The sequence below is a fragment of the Glutamicibacter sp. FBE19 genome (genome assembly GCF_015524875.1).
Lineage (GTDB): Bacteria > Actinomycetota > Actinomycetes > Actinomycetales > Micrococcaceae > Glutamicibacter > Glutamicibacter halophytocola.
The window spans coordinates 60620-79040 of record NZ_JACKQN010000009.1; the positions used below are offsets into that span (position 1 = coordinate 60620).

General features: G+C 63.5%; 16 protein-coding genes. 7 read left to right on the forward strand and 9 right to left on the reverse strand.

The window, feature by feature from the left end:
* Positions 1-11: 11 nt before the first annotated feature.
* On the forward strand, positions 12-1424 hold the full coding sequence (locus tag H6F58_RS13850) for an aldehyde dehydrogenase family protein (RefSeq protein WP_146276024.1): 1413 nt from the start codon (positions 12-14) through the stop codon (positions 1422-1424).
* A gap of 82 nt (positions 1425-1506) precedes the next feature.
* Here H6F58_RS13850 and arr read toward each other — a convergent pair whose 3' ends face one another.
* A complete protein-coding gene (gene arr / locus H6F58_RS13855) occupies positions 1507-1917 on the reverse strand; it encodes an NAD(+)--rifampin ADP-ribosyltransferase (protein ID WP_195182025.1) in 411 nt (136 codons plus the stop codon).
* 139 nt (positions 1918-2056) lie between these two features.
* On the opposite strand from arr, the gene H6F58_RS13860 reads away from it, so the two are divergent.
* Complete coding sequence (locus tag H6F58_RS13860; RefSeq protein WP_195181984.1) at positions 2057-2869, forward strand: shikimate 5-dehydrogenase; 813 nt, start codon at positions 2057-2059, stop codon at positions 2867-2869.
* A 99-nt stretch (positions 2870-2968) separates the two neighbouring features.
* On the opposite strand, the gene H6F58_RS13865 is transcribed toward H6F58_RS13860, so the two are convergent.
* From H6F58_RS13865 to H6F58_RS13885, 5 genes are all read right to left on the reverse strand, one after another.
* On the reverse strand, positions 2969-3133 hold the full coding sequence (locus H6F58_RS13865; RefSeq protein ID WP_194943673.1) for a hypothetical protein: 165 nt from the start codon (positions 3131-3133) through the stop codon (positions 2969-2971).
* Positions 3134-3189: 56 nt separating this feature from the next.
* Entirely contained in the window at positions 3190-3666 is a 477-nt protein-coding gene (locus H6F58_RS13870; protein WP_060702437.1) for an HtaA domain-containing protein, read from the reverse strand.
* 350 nt (positions 3667-4016) lie between these two features.
* Positions 4017-5378 carry an FAD-linked oxidase C-terminal domain-containing protein gene (locus H6F58_RS13875; protein WP_244652606.1) on the reverse strand — a complete coding sequence of 454 codons (1362 nt, stop codon included), beginning with the start codon at positions 5376-5378 and terminating at the stop codon, positions 4017-4019.
* A 59-nt stretch (positions 5379-5437) separates the two neighbouring features.
* On the reverse strand, positions 5438-6811 hold the full coding sequence (locus H6F58_RS13880) for an aspartate aminotransferase family protein (protein WP_195181985.1): 1374 nt from the start codon (positions 6809-6811) through the stop codon (positions 5438-5440).
* Positions 6812-6818: 7 nt separating this feature from the next.
* A complete protein-coding gene (locus H6F58_RS13885; protein WP_060702435.1) occupies positions 6819-8321 on the reverse strand; it encodes a CoA-acylating methylmalonate-semialdehyde dehydrogenase in 1503 nt (500 codons plus the stop codon).
* 117 nt (positions 8322-8438) lie between these two features.
* On the opposite strand from H6F58_RS13885, the gene H6F58_RS13890 reads away from it, so the two are divergent.
* Together H6F58_RS13890 and H6F58_RS13895 are read left to right on the forward strand one after the other, a co-directional pair.
* Positions 8439-9965, forward strand: coding sequence for a PucR family transcriptional regulator (locus H6F58_RS13890; RefSeq protein WP_171919556.1), 1527 nt, complete (start codon positions 8439-8441; stop codon positions 9963-9965).
* Positions 9966-10057: 92 nt separating this feature from the next.
* Positions 10058-11821 carry an HNH endonuclease gene (locus tag H6F58_RS13895; protein WP_195181986.1) on the forward strand — a complete coding sequence of 588 codons (1764 nt, stop codon included), beginning with the start codon at positions 10058-10060 and terminating at the stop codon, positions 11819-11821.
* Positions 11822-11830: 9 nt separating this feature from the next.
* Here the strand turns inward: H6F58_RS13895 and H6F58_RS13900 are convergent, their stop codons facing one another.
* The 3 genes from H6F58_RS13900 to H6F58_RS13910 form a co-directional block, all read right to left on the reverse strand.
* Entirely contained in the window at positions 11831-12889 is a 1059-nt protein-coding gene (locus tag H6F58_RS13900; RefSeq protein WP_195181987.1) for an ImmA/IrrE family metallo-endopeptidase, read from the reverse strand.
* Between the two features lie 167 nt (positions 12890-13056).
* Positions 13057-14436 carry an aspartate aminotransferase family protein gene (locus tag H6F58_RS13905; RefSeq protein WP_195181988.1) on the reverse strand — a complete coding sequence of 460 codons (1380 nt, stop codon included), beginning with the start codon at positions 14434-14436 and terminating at the stop codon, positions 13057-13059.
* Complete coding sequence (locus H6F58_RS13910) at positions 14433-14900, reverse strand: Lrp/AsnC family transcriptional regulator (RefSeq protein WP_060702430.1); 468 nt, start codon at positions 14898-14900, stop codon at positions 14433-14435. Before H6F58_RS13910 ends, H6F58_RS13905 begins: the two co-directional genes overlap by 4 nt.
* A gap of 215 nt (positions 14901-15115) precedes the next feature.
* Here H6F58_RS13910 and H6F58_RS13915 point away from each other — a divergent pair, with 215 nt between their 5' ends.
* From H6F58_RS13915 to H6F58_RS13925, 3 genes are read left to right on the forward strand one after another with little or no spacing between them, the layout of a single operon-like run.
* A complete protein-coding gene (locus tag H6F58_RS13915) occupies positions 15116-16342 on the forward strand; it encodes a spermidine/putrescine ABC transporter substrate-binding protein (RefSeq protein WP_146276006.1) in 1227 nt (408 codons plus the stop codon).
* A gap of 43 nt (positions 16343-16385) precedes the next feature.
* A complete protein-coding gene (locus H6F58_RS13920; RefSeq protein ID WP_060702428.1) occupies positions 16386-17522 on the forward strand; it encodes an ABC transporter ATP-binding protein in 1137 nt (378 codons plus the stop codon).
* A complete protein-coding gene (locus H6F58_RS13925) occupies positions 17519-18421 on the forward strand; it encodes an ABC transporter permease (RefSeq protein WP_060702427.1) in 903 nt (300 codons plus the stop codon). Before H6F58_RS13920 ends, H6F58_RS13925 begins: the two co-directional genes overlap by 4 nt.

Genomic DNA, 18421 nt, shown 5'->3' on the forward strand with positions numbered 1-18421 from the left:
GGAGTTGCACCATGGCATACGCCAACGCCCAAGAACTATTGGACGCAATCCAGCCCGCCACCGGCGGAACCGAAATTTTCGATCCGGCCACCGGGGAACTCGTGGGACGGGTCGAGCAGCAGACCGCCGAAGACCTGGATGCCGCGGTCGCTTCGGCCAAGGCTGCCCAGCCTGCCTGGGACAAGCTCGGACACGCTGAACGCAAGCGCTTGCTGAATGCCGCTGCGGACAATATCGAGGCTAACGCTGAAGCCTTGGCCGAACTGCTCTCCCGCGAGCAGGGCAAGCCGCTCAATGGCCCTAATGCCCGATTCGAGGTGGGAGGGGCAGCAGCATGGCTGCGCGCAGCAACCGCCTATGAGGTAGAGCCAGAAGTGATCGTGGATGACGGCGAAACCTATGCCGCAAAGCATTTTCGCGCGCTGGGTGTGGTCGGGGCCATCGGTCCGTGGAACTGGCCAGTGATGATCTCCATCTGGCAGCTGGCACCGTCGCTGCGCATGGGCAACACGGTGGTGATGAAGCCCAGCGAGTACACGCCGCTATCGGTCCTGGCACTGGTGCACATCCTGAATGAAGTGCTTCCAGCCGACGTCCTGCAAATAGTCGCCGGTGGGCGCGAAGTGGGAGAAAAGCTCTCCGGCCATCCAGACATTGCCAAGATCATGTTCACCGGGTCCACCCGCACCGGAAAAGCGATCATCCGTTCTTCCGCAGACACGGTCAAGCGACTGACCATGGAACTGGGCGGAAATGATGCCGGCATCGTGCTGGAAGACGCTGATCCAAAAGCCATCGCCCAGGACCTGTTCTGGGGTGCCTTCATCAACACCGGCCAGACCTGCGCTGCCTTGAAGCGGCTCTACGTTCCCGAATCCATCTACGACGAGGTGTGCGCCGAGCTCACCGCGGTAGCCAAGGCCATGCCGATGGGCGTTGGCTTGGACGAGAACAATGTCCTGGGTCCCCTGCAAAACAAGGCGCAGTACGACATCGTCGCAGGACTCGTCGCGGACGCTGTGAATTCGGGAGCCACCGTATTGCTCGGTGCGAACCCGGATGAGCAGGCCAAGGGCTACTTCTACCCCACAACGCTCATCGCCGACATCGACCCGGACAACCGGCTGGTGACCGAAGAACAATTCGGCCCGGCACTGCCGATCATCAAGGTCAAAAACAGTGCTGAAGCAGTTGCCCACGCCAACTCCCTGGAAGTCGGCCTCGGCGCTTCGGTCTGGAGCAGCGACCGCGACAAGGCCCTGGAAGTAGCAGCCCAGATTGAGTCGGGGACCGTGTGGATCAACTCCCACGGCACCATCGATCCGCGCATTCCATTTGGTGGTGCCAAGCAATCGGGCTACGGCCTGGAATTCGGCCTTGACGGGCTGAAGTCCTTGGCACAGCCGCAGATCATCAAGGGCTGACAAGCTCAGGAGAAAACGAGAAGTGGCGGTGTTCGCGGGCCCAAGCCGGGACCTGTGAACACCGCCACTTCCCCATATAGGGCTAGTTGATGATGTCGCCTTTGGGGCTTTCTGCAATCGCTGCGATGCGTTCGCGCCAGGCTTGCAGCTGATCAGGAGGCAGCCGCGTCCAATCATGGATTTCGCGGACAACTTTCAATGGACTGGAACTGCGGTAGGAGCGGGTCGGGTTTCCCGGGAACTTCTTGTCGGTGACATTAGGATCATCTTCGAATTCTCCGGTCGGCTCCACCTCATACACATGCGGAGTTCCGTCATGTGCCGCAATCTGCGCAGCCAAGCCAGCCCCGTCGGGCAACGCCGTGAAATAGATGTGATTCATGAGGATCTCGGGTCGATAGTTCGAGGGAAAACCAGCGGACAGTAAATCGCCGGGGCCCAATGCCGCCTTGGTGCCGTGGTAGAACGGTCCTGCTTCCGAATCCTTGGTCATGGACCCGAGCATAGCGAATTGGCTACGGCGGTAAAAGGGGCACTGGCCGAGCAGCCACAGGGCGGGCAATTGAAGAGTTTCAAGTACCCGGACACGTATATTGGGTGGTGAACTGCGAACAAGCTTTGGAGAATTACTCGTGCCCATCTTGAATAAAGACATGTCCCTGTGCATCTCGTTGTCGGGGCGACCATCAAATCTCGGGACCCGTTTCCACAACTACCTTTATGAAGAATTGGGGCTGAACTTCATTTACAAGGCTTTCTCCACCGATGATTTGGCAGGCGCCATTGCTGGAGTCCGTGCTTTGGGAATTCGTGGATGCTCGGTCTCCATGCCTTTTAAGGAAGACGTGATGAAGCTGGTCGATGAGATCGAGACTTCTGCCGCGGCTATCGATTCGGTCAACACCATCGTGAACACCGGCGGCCGCCTGGTGGCCTCGAATACTGATTTTGAAGCAATTGCGACGCTGATCAAGCGCCACGAGCTGGATGCGAGCCACAGCGTCCTGGTCCGTGGATCCGGAGGAATGGCCAAGGCTGTTGTCGCAGCGTTCCGCGATGCTGGCTTTGAGAATCTCACCGTGCTGGCCCGGAACGAAAAAGCCGGCCAAGAGCTGGCTCAGAAGTACAACTACAAGTTTGCTGCTGCTGATCCAGCACCTGGAAGCCAGATCTTGGTCAACGTGACTCCGCTAGGCATGGATGGGGCGCAAGCCGACGTCCAATCATTTTCCGATGAGCACATTGCCGCTGCTGAAGCCATCTTTGATGTTGTCGCTTTCCCAAGCCAGACTCCGCTGATCCTGGCCGCCCAGAAGGCAGGAAAGCCGGTGATCACCGGCGCGGAAGTCATCGCACTGCAGGCCGCCGCCCAGTTCGAGAAGTACACCGGGCACTCGCTGAGCGATGAGCAGATTGCGCGGGCCTCGGAGTTCTCGCGCCAGTAGCCGCCTATTGATGCTTGAGGGTCAATGTACTGCAACGCCAAATAGCCGATGCCAGCACCAAGACCTTGGTGCTGGCATCAGCTATGTCAGGCGTTGCGGCTATTCGCCTCTTGAATCCGTCTCATCATCAGCAACGAATTCCACGGTTGTCGACTTGCGGCCCCGGGCCACGAGGACGATGACAACGACCAGTGCGATGACAAAGAGCACCGGAACGATATAGAACACGATGAGCTCGTAGGCATTAGGCACTAATGGGTTCACGCTTGAGTCACCATTATCTAATTGATCCATGTTTTTTGGCACTTGGCTTGGGCGGATCAGCCGCGGAGCACTATCTCCAGATCTTCGAGCTGCTGGCCTGCAGGATACTGCCCGTTGAAAAGCTTCGAGCCATCCTCGGTGAGGACAGCAGAGAAACGGGTCTTGACCAAGCCGAAAGCGCGCGAGACGGCAGTTTCAGTGAGTTCAGCGATCGCAACGCGACCATTAGCCGTACCAATGGTGAGCGTGATGGCTTCATCCTGGTTTTCCACGCGAGGCTCTATCAGGTCCAGCTTCATCATGCCTCCGTGTCCGGAGAAGGACACGTGGCCGTTGAACCACACCTCATTATCCGGGACATCAGTTGCCGGGGATGCGGGGAAGACCAAGGAGTTGCCGGCTTGCCAGACACCATTGCTTGCTTCGATGCGTCCGTCAGCAAGGGAAGAAATATAACCCACGAACGAGGCTTTCAGGCCCCATTCCAGATGCGGCTGGAACGGATCGCCAGCTGGCGCACCATTTCCCATCATTATTGTCGTCCTTCCACAAGTTAACGGCACTAAATACTCTGTTGATCAGTATTTCATAACTCCGATAGCTGTTGGTGCCCAGATTCACTGCTAGCTGATCATTACGCGGTGCGTCATTGAGGATGCGATGGTTGCCGCAACCGACGGCAGTGCAGCCGGCAGCAGCTCCACGCTCAATTGCCCGGACGGCCATTTGAGCGTGCAGCGACGATCGCGCGCAAGGATTTGCATCGGCGCATGGGAGCCAAGGAGGCAGCAGCACCCATCGGAACAACGATGGCCGTGCCAAAATCTATCCAAAGGTATTGGTTCCTGGCCGGGCTGTGCCCAGTCAGGCGGCGGAAGCCAGGCTAGATCGCCTTGCCAGGATTCAGGATTCCCTGCGGATCGAAGACGGCACGCAGCCGGCGCTGCAGCTGCAACGAAGTTTCTCCCAGTTCTTCGGCCAGCCAGTCCTGCTTGAGCAAGCCGATGCCGTGTTCGCCGGTCAACGTCCCGCCCAGATCCTTGGCCAGATGGAACATGTCCGCCAAGGCTGCCTTGGGGGCTCCTGAAGTAATCGACTGCCCGCGTGGAACGATAATGATCGGATGGAGGTTTCCATCAGCCGCGTGGGCAATGATGAAAATCGATACAGCGCGTTCGGCTTCGATCCGCTGCAGCCCGTGGATCGCCTCGGCTAGCCGATTGCGTGGGACTCCGATATCGCAGATCGACACCGTACCCAGTTTTTCCATGCTGGGGATGGCCTGGCGCCGGGCTTCGAGCAGAGCTTCGGCATGCTGCGGGTCTACAGCCAATTCGCTGTGCCCGGCTAATGGCCCGATGGCCTCCTGCAACGCCTGCATTTCCAAGTGCGCACCGTAGCCATCGGTTTGGGCGAGCAGCAGCGCACCACCGCGGTTGTGGTGATCGGTTCCCAAAGCGGCATCCACCGCGCCGAGTGTTTTGCCGTCCATGAGTTCCAGCACCGAAGGTGTCAGTCCGGCGGCTGCCACCGCTGAAGCCGCCAAGGCCGCCGACGACTCATCGGGGAAGTAGGCGACCAGGGTGGCAGTGTGCTTCGGCTTCGGGCGCAACCGCAGCATCGCCTCGACCACAATGCCCAAGGTTCCCTCCGAGCCAATCATCAGCGCATTCATGTCATAGCCGGCCACGCCCTTGATGGTGCGCCGCCCGGTGCGCAGCAGCTGCCCATCGGGCAGCACCACCAGCAAGCTGAGCACCGATTCACGGGTCACCCCGTACTTGGCGCACCACATGCCCCCGGCATTCGTCGCAATGTTGCCGCCGATGGAACAAATAGCGGTGCTGGCCGGGTCCGGGGCATAGAACAATCCGTGCTCCAAGGCTGCCTGGTTCACCGCCGCGTTAATAACTCCGGGCTGGACCACCGCGATCCCTTGCACGGGATCCAGCGAAAGGATCTGGTTCATCGCCGACAGGTCCAGCACCACCTCGCCAGCCTGGGCGCAGGAACCTGCCGCAAGGCCCGTGCCTGCCCCGCGCGGGACGATTTTCACGCCGTGTTCCTGGGCCAGCTTCATGGTGAGCACCACGTCATCCACGTCCTGGGCGAAAATCACCCCGTCGGCGAAGCTTTGCGGGATGAACCCCGAGCGATCCACGCTGGCCCGTGCCCGGTCATCCGGATCAACCGAAGCCCTGGGATGGGCGTCCAAGAGCTGCTGGCTGCTTTCTGAAATCATCATGGTCCTCCCGCAAAAAGAAAACTGGCAGGAAGGCTCATGCCTTCCTGCCAGCCAGGTGCTTATTCGACGAAGCTGTCAGCGACGATCAGCGCTTGCTCCAGGCGATCCAGCGCTTCGATGAGCACCTCGTCCTGGATGTTCATCGCCGGAACCACGTGCAGCCGGTTGAAGTTGGCGAACGGCAGCAAGCCGGCCTTCTTCGCGGCGCCAATCACCTGGTTCATCTCCGGGCTGCTGCCGCCATAGGCTGCCAGCGGCTCACGGGTCTCGCGGTTCTTCACCAGCTCGATGGCCCAGAACACCCCGGTGCCGCGCACCTCGCCCACCGACGGGTGATCGGCGGCGAACTGTGCCAGGCGGGGCCCGATGATTTCCTCGCCCAAGCGCTTGGCGTTCTCCACCATGCCCTCGTCCTCCATCGCGGTGATGGTGGCTGCGGCCGCGGCGCAAGCCAGCGGGTGGCCCGAGTAGGTCAGCCCGCCAGGATAGGCCCTCTCCCGGAAGGTCTCGAAGATCTGCGGGCTGATGGCCACCCCGCCCAGCGGCACGTAGCCGGAGTTCACGCCCTTGGCGAAGGTCAGCAGGTCCGGGACCACGCCGAAGTGGTTCACCGCGAACCATTCGCCGCTGCGGCCGAAGCCGGCCATGACCTCGTCGGCGATATACACGATGCCGTGCTTCTTGGTCAGCTCGCGCACGCCCTGGAGGTATCCGGGAGGCGGCAGGTAGATGCCGGCGGTACCCGGAATCGACTCAAGGATGAGCGCGGCAATGGTGCCCGGGCCCTCCAGGAGAATCGTGTCCTCCAGGTGCTTGAGCGCCCGCTGCGTTTCCTCTTCCAAGGTGCTCGAGTTGAAGTAGGAGCGGTAGGGGTAGGCAGGGAAGAAGCGCACCACCCCGTCGCTGGCATGATCCGAGGCGAAGCGCCGCGGATCCCCGGTGATATTCACCGCCAGGTGGGTGCCGCCATGGTAGGAGCGGTAGGCCGAAAGCACCTTGTGCTTGCCGGTATGCAGCCGGGCCATGCGCACCGCATGCTCCACCGCATCCGCCCCGCCATTGGTGAAGAAGATCTTGTCCAGCTCGCCCGGGGTGTGCTTGGCGATCAGCCGGGCCGCCTCGGAACGCGCGTCATTGACATGCTGCGGCGCGATGGTCGCCAGCTTGCCTGCCTGCTCGACGATAGCCGCGATGACCTTGGGGTGCTGATGGCCGATATTGGTATTCACCAGCTGGCTGGACAGGTCGATCAGCTTGTTGCCCTCGCCGTCCCACACATAGGACCCCTCGGTCTTCAAGATGGTCATCGGGTCGAAGGGGCCCTGCGCCTGCCAGGAGTGGAACACATGCTCGCGGTCCAGCTCGTAGGCGCGGCGCCCGGCGGCGATCTGCTCTTCGGTGATCTGGACCTGTGCGATTGCTTGCTCGCTCATGATGCTCCTAGTCGTTCTGCGGGAAGCCGAGGTTGATGCCACCGTGGCTGGGATCCAGCCAGCGCTTGGTGACCACCTTGTTGCGGGTGAAGAATTTGAAGCCCTCCGGGCCGTAGGCGTGCTGGTCGCCGAACAGCGAGGCCTTCCAGCCGCCAAAGGAGTGGTAGCCCACCGGGACGGGGATCGGCACGTTCACCCCGACCATGCCCACCTGGATCTCGTCCTCGAAGCGGCGGGCCGCTCCACCGTCGTTGGTGAAGATCGCGGTGCCATTGCCATAGGGCGAGGAGTTGATCAGGTCGATCCCGTCGTTGAAGGACTCGACGCGGACCACCGAGAGCACCGGGCCGAAGATCTCATCGGTGTAGATGGACATGCCGGTGCCGACCTTGTCGAAGAGGGTCGGGTGCAGGAAGAAGCCCTCGCCGTCGGCATCCACGGTGCCGGTGCGGCCATCGATCACCAGCTCTGCCCCGGCCTCGATTCCGGCGTCGATGTAGCCGGCCACCTTCGCCTTGTGCTCGCCGGTGATCAGCGGGCCCATATCGCAGCCGCGGGTTCCCTCGCCCACGCGCAGCGTCTTGGCGCGCTGGGCGATCTTGGCCACCAGCTCATCGGCGATGGATTCCAGCGCCACCACCACGGAGATCGCCATGCAGCGCTCGCCGGCCGCCCCGAAGCCCGCGTTCACGGCCATGTCGGCGGCCAGGTCCAGGTCGGCGTCGGGCAGCACCAGCATGTGGTTCTTCGCTCCGCCGAAGGCCTGGACGCGCTTGCCGTGGGCGGTGCCGGTGGAGTAGACATACTGGGCGATCGGGGTGGATCCGACGAAGGATACCGAGTTGACCCGCGGGTCGGTCAGCAGGGTGTCCACCGATTCCTTGTCGCCGTGCACCACATTCAGCACGCCCTCGGGCAGGCCGGCCTCCGCGAAGAGCTGGGCCAGCCAGATCGATGCGGTCGGGTCCTTCTCCGAAGGCTTGAGCACCACGGCGTTGCCGGCGGCGATGGCCACCGGGAAGAACCATAGCGGGACCATGGCCGGGAAGTTGAAGGGGGAGATGATGGCCGAGACGCCGACCGGCTGGCGCAGCGACTGCACGTCAACACCGGTCGAGGCGTTCTGCGAGTATTCGCCCTTGAGCAGGTACGGGGCGTTGCAGGCCAGCTCCACCACTTCCAGGCCGCGGGCTACCTCGCCCAGCGCGTCGTCGAGCACCTTGCCGTGCTCCGCGGTGATGATGGCGGCCAGCTCGCCCTTGCGCTCGGCCAGCAGCTGGCGGAAGTTGAACATGATCGCGGTGCGGCGGGCCAGCGAGGTGTCGCGCCACTTCGGGAAGGCCTCGGCGGCCGCGGCAATGGCCACCTCGGTGGTGGCCTTGGAAGCCAGCTGCACGGTGCGGGTGATCTCGCCGGTGGCCGGGTTGTAGATGTTGCCGGTGCGCTCGTTGGCGGAGTAGGCGGCGTTGTTGATCCAGTGCTGCAGGGTATCGGTCAGCGTGGTGCTCATCGCGGGTTTTCCTTTCAGGGTCCTTCATCGGGCTTTCCTTCATCATGGGTCATTGCGGTGACCGGGAACACCGTTACTGTGTCATGATTTATGCAAGAACGATTACGGAGTGTAAAAATGCTGACGGTCAATGAGGTCCTGCAACTGCCGGTGGTCCAAGCCGCCGACCCCCGGATCCTCTGCGCCGACGGGCTGGACTCCGAACTGCGCTGGGTGCACGTGACCGAATCCAGCGAGAACACCGAGCTGCTCCTGGGGCGCGAACTGGTGCTCACCACCCTGCGCAACGTCAGCGACGTCCGGGGCTTCATCACCGCCCTGCGCGCCGCCGGCGCGGCCGCGGTCATCATCGAGGACACCACCGGCAGCGACATTTCCGCAGCGGACCTGGGGCTGCCGGTCATCGTGCTGCGCCGCCGCACCCGCTTCGTGGCGATCACCGAAGTCATCCACCAGCTGCTCGTGGCCCAGCAGCTCGAAGCCGTGCAATTCTCCCGCACCGTGCACGAAATCTACACCGGGCTCTCCCTGTCCGAGGCCGACGAGGCCGACATCGTCGCGCGCACCGCCGAGCTGCTTTGCGCCCCGGTGGTGCTCGAAGATGTCCGCCACCGGGTGCTCGCCCACGCCGACGCCCACCTGGAGGACTGGATCAACCGCTCCAAGTTCGTCGGCTACCTCCAGCACACCGGACGGGCCACCGGAGCGGAGAACTGGCTGCAAACCCCGGTGGGCGCGGCCCGCCGGCGCTGGGGCCGGCTGATTGTCCCGGCCCAATTGCAGGACGACGACCGGGCCGCCCTGGTCCTGGAACGCGCCGGCCAGGCCCTGACCATCGCCCGGCTTTCCGGACGCGACGAGCGCGAATTGCTCTACCAGACCCGCACCGCCACCTTGCACGAACTGGCCGCCGGGCACAGCTACAGCGAAAAGGAGCTGTCCATCCGCACCCAGGCCCTGGGCCTGGCCCCGGCCGCCTACTATGTCCCGGTGGTCATTTCCACCTCCGCCGCGGCCAGCGCCACCGAAACCCAGCTGGCCGACCGCGCCTTGCTGGAGGAGCTCGACCAGCTCGCCGATTCCATGCACCTGGGCATCCTCGCCGGCCTGCGCAAGCCCGGCTACCTCTCGATCCTGCTGCCGGTGCGCGCCCGCGAACTGATCGACTCCACCCTGCAGGGCTTCACCCGCCGGCTGGCCGAGCAGCGGGCCGAGCCGGTGGCCATCGGGGTCGGGCCCGAAGGCACCCTGGGCGCGGCGATCACCGGGCTGGAACAAGCAGCGCAGGTGGCGGAAATCGTGCCGCACCTGCCCACCCGCGCCCAGCCCTACTACCGCTTTGCCGACCTGCGCCTGCGCGGGGTGCTCTCGGCCATGGGCAGCGACCCCCGGATGCGCACCTTCGCCCACGCCGAGCTGGCCTCCTTGCTCAACCCCGTCGACGAACCTGCCCTGGACCTGCTCGAGCTCTACCTCGCGCACAGCGGCAACAAGTCCGCCCTGGCCAAGGCCGGCTACCTCTCGCGCCCCACGCTCTACTCCCGGCTGGCCAAGCTCGAAGCAAAGCTCGGCGTGGTGCTGGACTCCGCGGAATCCCGCGCCAGCCTGCAGGTTGCCCTGCTCTGGTACCGCATGCACGGCTGAGCCCCGCCGGCCGGGGCTGTCCGCGCCGAAGTTCTCCACAGTTCGATCCCGGCGCAGCTCCGCCGCCCGCGCACCCGTGCACGCTGGGGGACATGAGCACAGCAACGACCCAGGCGCTGGCCGATCTGGCCACCGCGGCCCGGCTGATCACTTCGGCCACCGCTGCGCTCAGCGATCCCGGGATCGCTGCCGGCCACGCCGCCTGCTTCGGGATCCTGGCCGAACAGCTGGGCGCAGCCCAAGCCCGCGCGCAGATCCATGTCGCCCACGCCGTGCGGCGCAGCGGCGCCCACAAGCTCGACCAGCCCTCCCTGCAGGCCGTGGCCCAGGCCGGCGCCGATCCCAGCTTGTCCAACCTCGCCGCCGCCGAAGGCCAAACCACCGCCGGGCGCACCGCCTTCCGCTCGGCCCGCTCCTTCCTGCAGGACTGGTTGGATATTCCGCGCAGTGCCGCCCACGACCGGCTCATCCAAGCCGACTGCCTGATCGGCGGCGTGGATGAGGCCGGGCAGCCCCTCGCACCGTGGCTCGAAGAACTGGCCGCGGACTTCGCCGAACCCGCCATCGATCCGCGCCTGGTGGCCGCCACCGCGCTGAAGCTGCACTCCACCTGCAAGGACCTGCCCGATGGCGCGGCCGGGGCCGAGCAAAAACAGCGCCTGCAGTCCGACGCCCGGGCGCTGATCCACAGCGAGCCCAAATCCGCGCGCAAGCACATCGCCGACATGGTCGCCCAGGTCAAAGCCGGCAAGCGCCCGCTCAAAGCGCTGCTGGACGAGGTCGGCCTCTTCCGCCGGGGCACCCGCCGCGGCTTGATCGAATACATCCTGCGAGTTCTGCCCTCCCAGGCCGCAGTGATCGAAGCGCACTTCGCCCGCACCGGCAACCCCGCCACGCAGGCCGGGGACCGCCAGGGATTGCAGGAAGCCGAAGCCGCATTCACCGGCGATCAGGGCGAGGGCTGGGACGATGAAGCCACCAAGCCCGACTGGGCCCGCGAAGGCAACACCGGCCCGCCCGGCCCGGATTCCGGCGCCGGCCCGGATTCCGAACCTGCACCGGATTCCGAACCTGCACCGGATTCCGAACCTGCACCGGGCGCCGACGCGGAGCCCGACACCGAACCAGAAGTCGAAGCCAGGCCCGTTGAGCCCGCACCTGCATGGGAGGATCTGAAACCCGAACGGCGCCGGCTGATCGGCCTCATGGCGCTATTGCTCAAAGACCATCGAGCCAATGAGGACCATCAAGCCAATGACGGGACAAGCGCCAGCCGTGCCGGCCTGGCCACCGCGCAAGTCAGCATTATTCTGGACTACGAGAAAATGCTCAGCGGAGCACCGCGCTATGCCGTGAGCTCCTCGGGGCTGGCGATCTCGCCCGGTGAACTGCGCGCCGCCATGTGCAACGCCGGAATCTTTCCGGTCATCCTCAACGGCCAATCCCTGCCACTTGACCTGGGCCGAACCCAGCGCCTGTTCAGCAAGGCGCAGGGCCGGGCGATCCGCGCCGCCTACCGCGGGTGCGCCTACCCGGGCTGCGCGATGCCCGTCGAACGCTGCGAACTGGACCATCTGGACGCCTGGGAGAACGGCGGATGCACCGACATCCATTCGGCGTCCCTGTGCTGCCCGGTTCATCACGTGGAACGGCACTGCGGGCTGTTCCACGCGGTGAAGATCCCCGGCTGCCGCCCCATGGTCTTGCTATCGCCGGATCTGGACCCGGAACAGCAATTGCGGATCAACACCTACTTCATGACGCCCGATGAGGCCTTGGCCGCCGAGGAGCTGGCGCAGCGCATGACCGCGCAATGGCGTGCAGGCCAGCTCGAAATGGAAATCGTCGACCCCTGAGGACACCAGCTAGAGTGCGCGCAGGTGCCCGCGATGGATCTCGCCGGGCTCTTGCTCGTTCTGGCCAGCCAGCACGACAAAGGCCTGCCCGAACGTCAGCTCGTGGATGTGCTGTTCGCGCAGTCCCAGCTCGCGGGCGATCACCGAGGTGCTGGCTCGATGCTCCAGCTGCAGCGAAGGGAAGACGATCGAGAAGACGCGGGAGGTCACCGGCTGCACCGGTGCCGGCGCTTCGAGCGCGATCTCCTGGGATAGCCAGCAGTAGGCCTTTTCGCCGAGCAACCCGCTGGCCCGGCTATGGGCCAGGATCACCGCGGCCGGCACGCCGAAATGCACTTCGAGGGTCAGCAGCTGCGGAATCTGCAGGGAATCGGAAATCCGCATTTGCAGGGACAAGGCCGGAAGCAGGAGCTGAGCGGCGAACTGATCGGCTTCCAATTCCGCAGCAGCTACCTGTTCGCTGCCTGCGCCCAAGGACGAATGCAGCAGCAGGTGCCCCAGTTCGTGGGCGAGGGCAAAACGCCGAGCCTTCGCGGACCCGGAGGCCAGGAAGATGTAGGCTTGGGAGTCCTCCCAGAAGCTGAAGGTCTTCACCGCTTCGAGTTCCGGGGGCAGGCTCAGCACCCTGACCCCGTGGGATTCGAGCAGGTGCAGCACATCGGGCAGCGCGCCGCAGCCAAGCTGCCAGTCCAGGCGCAGTTGCACGGCCGCATCGGCCGGCGAATATCCGGTCAGGTCCGGGACTTCGGTGGCTGGCAGGGCGAAATTCTGGGTGATTAGGCGATAGAGCTCCACGCCGGTTCGGCCGGCGGCGGCAGCGGCCCGCTTCTGCGCGGTGCTGGTTCGCCGTGGGCTGCGGAAGAAGATGCGTTCGGTATCGATGCCGCTGGCGGCAGGCAGGTGGAAGAAGCGCGGGGTGCATCCGAGCGCGGCGGCCAATTCATCGCCCAGCCGCTCCGGTGCCTGGGCCAGCTCCTGCTCGCAGATGCCCAGTGACGCGGCCAGGGCAGACCGGCTCAAAGCTGCACGTTCGCGTGCGAGCCTGATTCTGGTCGGTTCCAAAGTCATGAGCTTCCTGCCATCTTCCAAAGGCGATCTTCATCGTCCTAGACCACAGACTAGTGGCCTATGACACAAAGCACCAATTGAGCGGCAAAGCGTGAAGACTTGGTGCTTCATATGACGCTGACATGCAGATTTATGGCCCACAGGTTGCACCTGCGGGCCATAAAACACTAGATCTTGTTGGCGGCTTCCTTCAGCACCGTGCGAAGGATGGATTCGATCTGGTCGAATTCCGGCTGCCCGATGGTGATCGGCGGCGCCAGCTGGATGACCGGGTCCCCGCGATCGTCGGCTCGGCAATACAGTCCGGCCTCCCACAGGGCGGGGGAGAGGTATTGGCGCAGCAGCCGCTCGGACTCTTCGTCGCTGAAGGTTTCCTTGGTGGCTTTGTCCTTGACCAGCTCGATCCCGTAGAAGTAGCCGGCCCCGCGCACGTCGCCCACAATGTCCAGATCCTTGAGCTTGGACAGCGTGGTTTTGAAGGCGTCGGCGTTGTTCTTGACGTTCTCGTTGAGCCCTTCGCGCTCGAAGATATCCAGGTTCGCCATCGCCACTGCGGCCGCCACCGGGTGCCCGCCGAAGGTATAGCCGTGGTAGAAAGTGGTGTCGCCCTTGGTGAAGGGCTCGAAGAGCTTGTCGGAAACGACCATCACGCCCAGCGGGACGTAGCCGCTAGTCAGGGCCTTGGCCGAGGTGATGATGTCGGGCACGTAGCCGAAGTCGTTGCAGGCGAACATCGAGCCGATGCGCCCGAAGGCGCAGATGGTTTCGTCGGAAACCAGCAGCACGTCGTATTCGTCGCAGATTTCGCGGACCCGGTCGAAGTAGCCCGGCGGCGGCGGGAAGCAGCCGCCGGAGTTCTGCACCGGCTCCAGGAAGACGGCGGCCACGGTATCCGGGCCCTCGAATTCGATGGCCTCGCGGATGCGCTCGGCGGCCCACAGCCCGAAGTCCTTCTCGTTCTGTGCATACATTTCCGGTGCGCGGTAGAAGTTGGTGTTCGGCACGCGGAAGGTGCCAGGCACCAGCGGCTCGAAGGGAGTCTTCATATCGGGCAGCGAGGTGATGGCCAAGGCGCCCTGCGGGGTGCCGTGGTAAGCCAGCGCCCGGGAGATGACCTTGGTCTTGCCGGGCTTGCCCTTCATCTTGAAGTGCTGCTTGGCCAGCTTGAAGGCCGATTCCACCGCTTCGCCTCCACCGGTGGTGAAGAAGACGCGGTTCAGGTCGCCCGGCGCGTAGCTGGCCAGGCGCTCGGCCAGGTCAATTGCTGGTTCGTGGGCGTAGGACCACAGCGGCATGAAGGCCAGCTTCTCTGCCTGCTTCGCCATCGCTTCGGCCAGCTCGGCGCGTCCGTGGCCGGCGTTGACCACAAACAGCCCGGCCAGTCCGTCGAAGTACTCGCGTCCGGAATCGTCGTAGATCTTGTGCCCCTCGCCGCGCGCAATGATCGGAACCTGCGCGCCTTGCGAGATCCCGGAATGCCGGGCCATGTGCATCCAAAGGTGATCGCGAGCGGCCTGCTGGCGATCGGTACCACGTGGTGTGTTCATCGTGTTCCCCAGTTGTATTCCTGTTTTTTCAGTGAAAGGTAGGTGAAGGTATTGGTGCTGACCACGCCTTGGATTCCGCGGATGGTTCCGATCACCCGAAGCAGGTCCTCGTCGTTCGAGCAAATGACCTCGGCAAGGATGTCGGAACTTCCGGTGGTGACTACGCAGTAGTCCACCTCGGGAAGCTCGGCAATGCGGTCGGCGGTGCCGCTGATGTCATCGTTGGCAACGACGCCGATCATCGCCTGGCGGGTGAATCCCAGCTCCAATGGGTTGGTGACTGCGACGATTTGCATAACGCGACTCTCGACCAGCTTCTGCACGCGTTGGCGCACTGCGGCTTCGCTCAAGCCGACTGCTTTGCCGATGGCGGCATAGGAACGGCGCCCGTCTTCCTGCAGCTGCTCGATGATTTCCTTGGAAATTTCGTCGATGGCCTGTGCTGAATGCGAGGGTAACGTCATATCGACCTCCTTGGGTCATTGGGCTTGGAACCGACCCTACATCCACTGATTCAGTTGCGAAAGGGTTATTTTTGTAAGTTTCTCGTTTCATATTCGTTAAATATCTGAGGAATCTTTTGTTTAGGTCTTGTTTGGCTTTTGCATAGCTGACAGGATAAACGTCATCACATTCAGTATGTGCCAGATCACATTTCGCAGATGTTAGGACGGATGCCATGTCGCACTCGCAACGACGACTACCGCAAGATCCACAAATTCGCGCGCTGGTCCAAGCCATGGGCCAGCGAAGCTTCTCCCGCCGGTCTGTGCTGTCCACCGCCGGGGTGCTGGGCTTGACCGGATTGCTGGCAGCCTGCGGCACCGGCGGCTCCAGCGGAACGAAATCCGAGGTGTCGGTGACTGATATTTCCGAGTCCGATCCCTCCGTGAACTGGGCCAACTGGACCTTGTACCTGGATTATGACGACAAGAAGAAGACCTACCCGACCCTCGACGCCTTCACCAAGAAGACCGGCATCAAGGTCAACTACGCCGAAGACATCGACGGCAACGACTCCTACTACGGCAAGGTGCAGGGTCAGCTGAAGTCCGGCCAGGACATCGGCCAGGACATCATCACGCTCACCGACTGGATGGCCGGGCGCCTGATCCGCCAGGGCTACACCCAGGAATTGAACCTCGACAACATCCCGAACTCGGCGAATCTGCTGCCAACCTTGCAGAATGTCGACTTCGATCCAGGCCGCAAGCACTCGCTGACCTGGCAAACCGGCTATGCGGGCATCGCCTGGAACAAGAAGGCGTTCCCGAAGGGCCTGAAGAGCGTGGAAGACCTCTGGGATCCAGCGCTGAAAGGCCGTGTGACGGTGCTCGACGAGATGCGCGACACCATGGGCTTGCTGATGCTGCAAAACGGCGTGGACATCGCGGGCCAGTGGGGCGAGACCGAATTCGGCGCTGCCGCCGACGTGCTGCGCCAGAACATCGACAACGGCCAGATCCGCCAGGTCAAGGGCAACTCCTATAAGCAGGACTTCATCTCCGGGGACGCGATCGCCGGCATCGTCTGGTCCGGGGACCTGGTCCAGATGAACTTCGAGAACGATGACCAGTGGGAGTTCGTGATTCCCGAGGCCGGCGGCACCCTGTGGAGCGACAACCTGATGGTTCCGGTCGCGTCCCCGCGCAAGGCCAACGCCGAAAAGCTCATGGACTTCTACTACGATCCTGCGGTGGCCGCCGAGGTCGCCGCCTACGTGAACTACATCTGCCCGGTGCTCGGCGCCAAGGAAGAGATGGAGAAAATCGATCCGGAACTGGTGGGGAACCCGCTGATCTTCCCGACCGACGAGGATCTGGCCAATGCCCACGTCTTCCGCTCGCTGGACGGCGAGGAAGAGTCCACGCTGGGCTCGCAATTCCAAGAAGCCATCGGCGCCTGAGCCAGGCTTAGCCCAGAGCAATTGACCAGGAAGTGATAGGGGTATGACTACATTGGCAGAACGAACCGAAAGCACCGAGACCTCGGCGGGGGCCGATCTGAACCTGTCGGGCATTTCGAAGCGCTTCGCCAGCTTCACCGCCGTCGAGGAATTGGATCTGCTGGTTCCCTCCGGAACATTCTTTGCGCTGCTCGGCCCCTCGGGCTGCGGCAAATCCACCACCCTGCGCATGATCGCCGGGCTCGAAGCGCCCAGCGAAGGCAGCATTTCGATCGGCGGGCAGGATGTGACCGCGCTGCCCAGCCACCGGCGCCCGGTGAATACGGTCTTCCAGTCCTACGCGCTCTTCCCGCACATGTCGGTGCTGGAAAATGTGGCCTTTGGCCTGAAGCGCAAAAAGGACCCGCAGGCGATGCAGAAGGCCAAGGCGGGGCTGGAGCTGGTGGAGCTCTCGCACCTGGCCAACCGCAAGCCGGCTCAGCTCTCCGGCGGCCAGCAGCAGCGTGTGGCCCTGGCCCGCGCGCTGGTCAACCGCCCGCAGGTGCTGCTGCTGGACGAGCCGCTGGGCGCGCTGGATATGAAGCTGCGCCGGCAAATGCAGCTGGAGCTGAAGAAGATCCAGACCGAGGTGGGTTTGACCTTCATTCACGTCACCCACGACCAGGAGGAGGCCATGACCATGGCCGACGTGGTCGCGGTGATGAACGGCGGGCGGATCGAGCAGATGGGCGCCCCGCGCGACCTCTATGAACTGCCGCGCACCGCCTTTGTGGCCAACTTCCTGGGCAAGTCGAACCTGATGCGGGGCATGGTCACAGGCCAGGAGAACGGCATGCTCAGCGTGGATGTTTCCGGGCGCACGATCCTGCTTCCGGCTCAGCGGGCGGTGCAAACTGCCGGCGAGGTGGTGATCGGGGTCCGCCCTGAGAAGATCACCATCGACCGGGTGGCGGTGGCCGGGGACAACCAGCTTTCTGGCACCGTGATTGACGTGTCCTTCACCGGGACCACCACCGAGTACCTGGTCGAGGTGGAGCAGATCGGGCTGATCGGCACCTTCTCGCAGAACCGCGGACAGCAGCCGGCCCAGGAAGGGGATACCGTGTTCCTGGCCTGGGACGCCGAGCACTCCTTCGGTCTGGCCGGGGACGAAAGCGTGAATGCCGGAGTCGAATCATGAGCGTCGATCTGCGCAGCAAGGACGAGGTGCGCGCGGAGAAGCGCAAGAACCGCACCGGAATCTACCTGGTTTCCCCCGGATTGCTGGTGCTGGCGCTGTTCTTCGCCCTGCCCGTGGTCATCCTGCTGGCCATGAGCTTGTATGTGAAGCCGCCGGGAGCGGAGATCGGCGAATTTGTTCCCGGTTTCGAGCTGGGCAATTACGCCACGGTGCTCTCGGCCTACTGGCCAGAACTGCTGCGCTCCTTCTGGTTTGCGCTGATCGCCACGGTGCTGGCGCTGCTGATCGGCTTCCCGATGGCGTACCTGGTGGCTGTGCGGCTGCGTGAGCGCACGCTATTGCAGGGCATCCTGCTGGTGCTGCTGATCGCCCCGTTCTTCTCCAGCTTCATCCTGCGCACCCAGGCCTGGAAGCAGATCCTGGCCGATGAAGGATTTGTCGCCCAGTCGCTGAAGTTCATCGCGATCCTGCCAGCCGACGGGCACCTGACCGCCACGCCCATCGCGGTGGTGGCCGGCCTGACCTATAACTTCCTGCCCTTCATGGTGCTGCCGATCTACGCGAACCTCGGCCGGCTTGATACCCGCCTGCTCGAAGCGTCCGGGGACCTGTATGCCAGCCCGATCAGCTCCTTCGCCAAGGTCACGCTCCCGATGAGCGCGCCGGGCATTTTTGCCGGCACGCTGCTGACCTTCATCCCGGCGGCCGGCGACTACGTGAACTCGGCGCTGCTGGGCAACAACCGCGATACGACGATGATCGGGCAGGTGATCGATTCGCGATTCTTCAAGGTCATCGACTACCCCGGCGCCTCGGCGCTGAGCTTCGTCTTGATGATTTCGATCCTGATCCTGGTCACGATCTATATCCGCCGCTTTGGCACCGAGGAGTTGATGTAG

Excerpts from the sequence above, each read along its gene's own strand:
- H6F58_RS13850 (WP_146276024.1), top strand. The coding sequence starts at position 12 with ATGGCATACGCCAACGCCCAAGAACTATTGGACGCAATCCAGCCCGCC.
- arr (WP_195182025.1), bottom strand. The coding sequence starts at position 1,917 with ATGACCAAGGATTCGGAAGCAGGACCGTTCTACCACGGCACCAAGGCG.
- H6F58_RS13870 (WP_060702437.1), bottom strand. The coding sequence starts at position 3,666 with ATGATGGGAAATGGTGCGCCAGCTGGCGATCCGTTCCAGCCGCATCTG.
- H6F58_RS13875 (WP_244652606.1), bottom strand. The coding sequence starts at position 5,378 with ATGATGATTTCAGAAAGCAGCCAGCAGCTCTTGGACGCCCATCCCAGG.
- H6F58_RS13880 (WP_195181985.1), bottom strand. The coding sequence starts at position 6,811 with ATGAGCGAGCAAGCAATCGCACAGGTCCAGATCACCGAAGAGCAGATC.
- H6F58_RS13885 (WP_060702435.1), bottom strand. The coding sequence starts at position 8,321 with ATGAGCACCACGCTGACCGATACCCTGCAGCACTGGATCAACAACGCC.
- H6F58_RS13890 (WP_171919556.1), top strand. The coding sequence starts at position 8,439 with ATGCTGACGGTCAATGAGGTCCTGCAACTGCCGGTGGTCCAAGCCGCC.
- H6F58_RS13895 (WP_195181986.1), top strand. The coding sequence starts at position 10,058 with ATGAGCACAGCAACGACCCAGGCGCTGGCCGATCTGGCCACCGCGGCC.
- H6F58_RS13900 (WP_195181987.1), bottom strand. The coding sequence starts at position 12,889 with ATGACTTTGGAACCGACCAGAATCAGGCTCGCACGCGAACGTGCAGCT.
- H6F58_RS13905 (WP_195181988.1), bottom strand. The coding sequence starts at position 14,436 with ATGAACACACCACGTGGTACCGATCGCCAGCAGGCCGCTCGCGATCAC.
- H6F58_RS13910 (WP_060702430.1), bottom strand. The coding sequence starts at position 14,900 with ATGACGTTACCCTCGCATTCAGCACAGGCCATCGACGAAATTTCCAAG.
- H6F58_RS13915 (WP_146276006.1), top strand. The coding sequence starts at position 15,116 with ATGTCGCACTCGCAACGACGACTACCGCAAGATCCACAAATTCGCGCG.
- H6F58_RS13920 (WP_060702428.1), top strand. The coding sequence starts at position 16,386 with ATGACTACATTGGCAGAACGAACCGAAAGCACCGAGACCTCGGCGGGG.
- H6F58_RS13925 (WP_060702427.1), top strand. The coding sequence starts at position 17,519 with ATGAGCGTCGATCTGCGCAGCAAGGACGAGGTGCGCGCGGAGAAGCGC.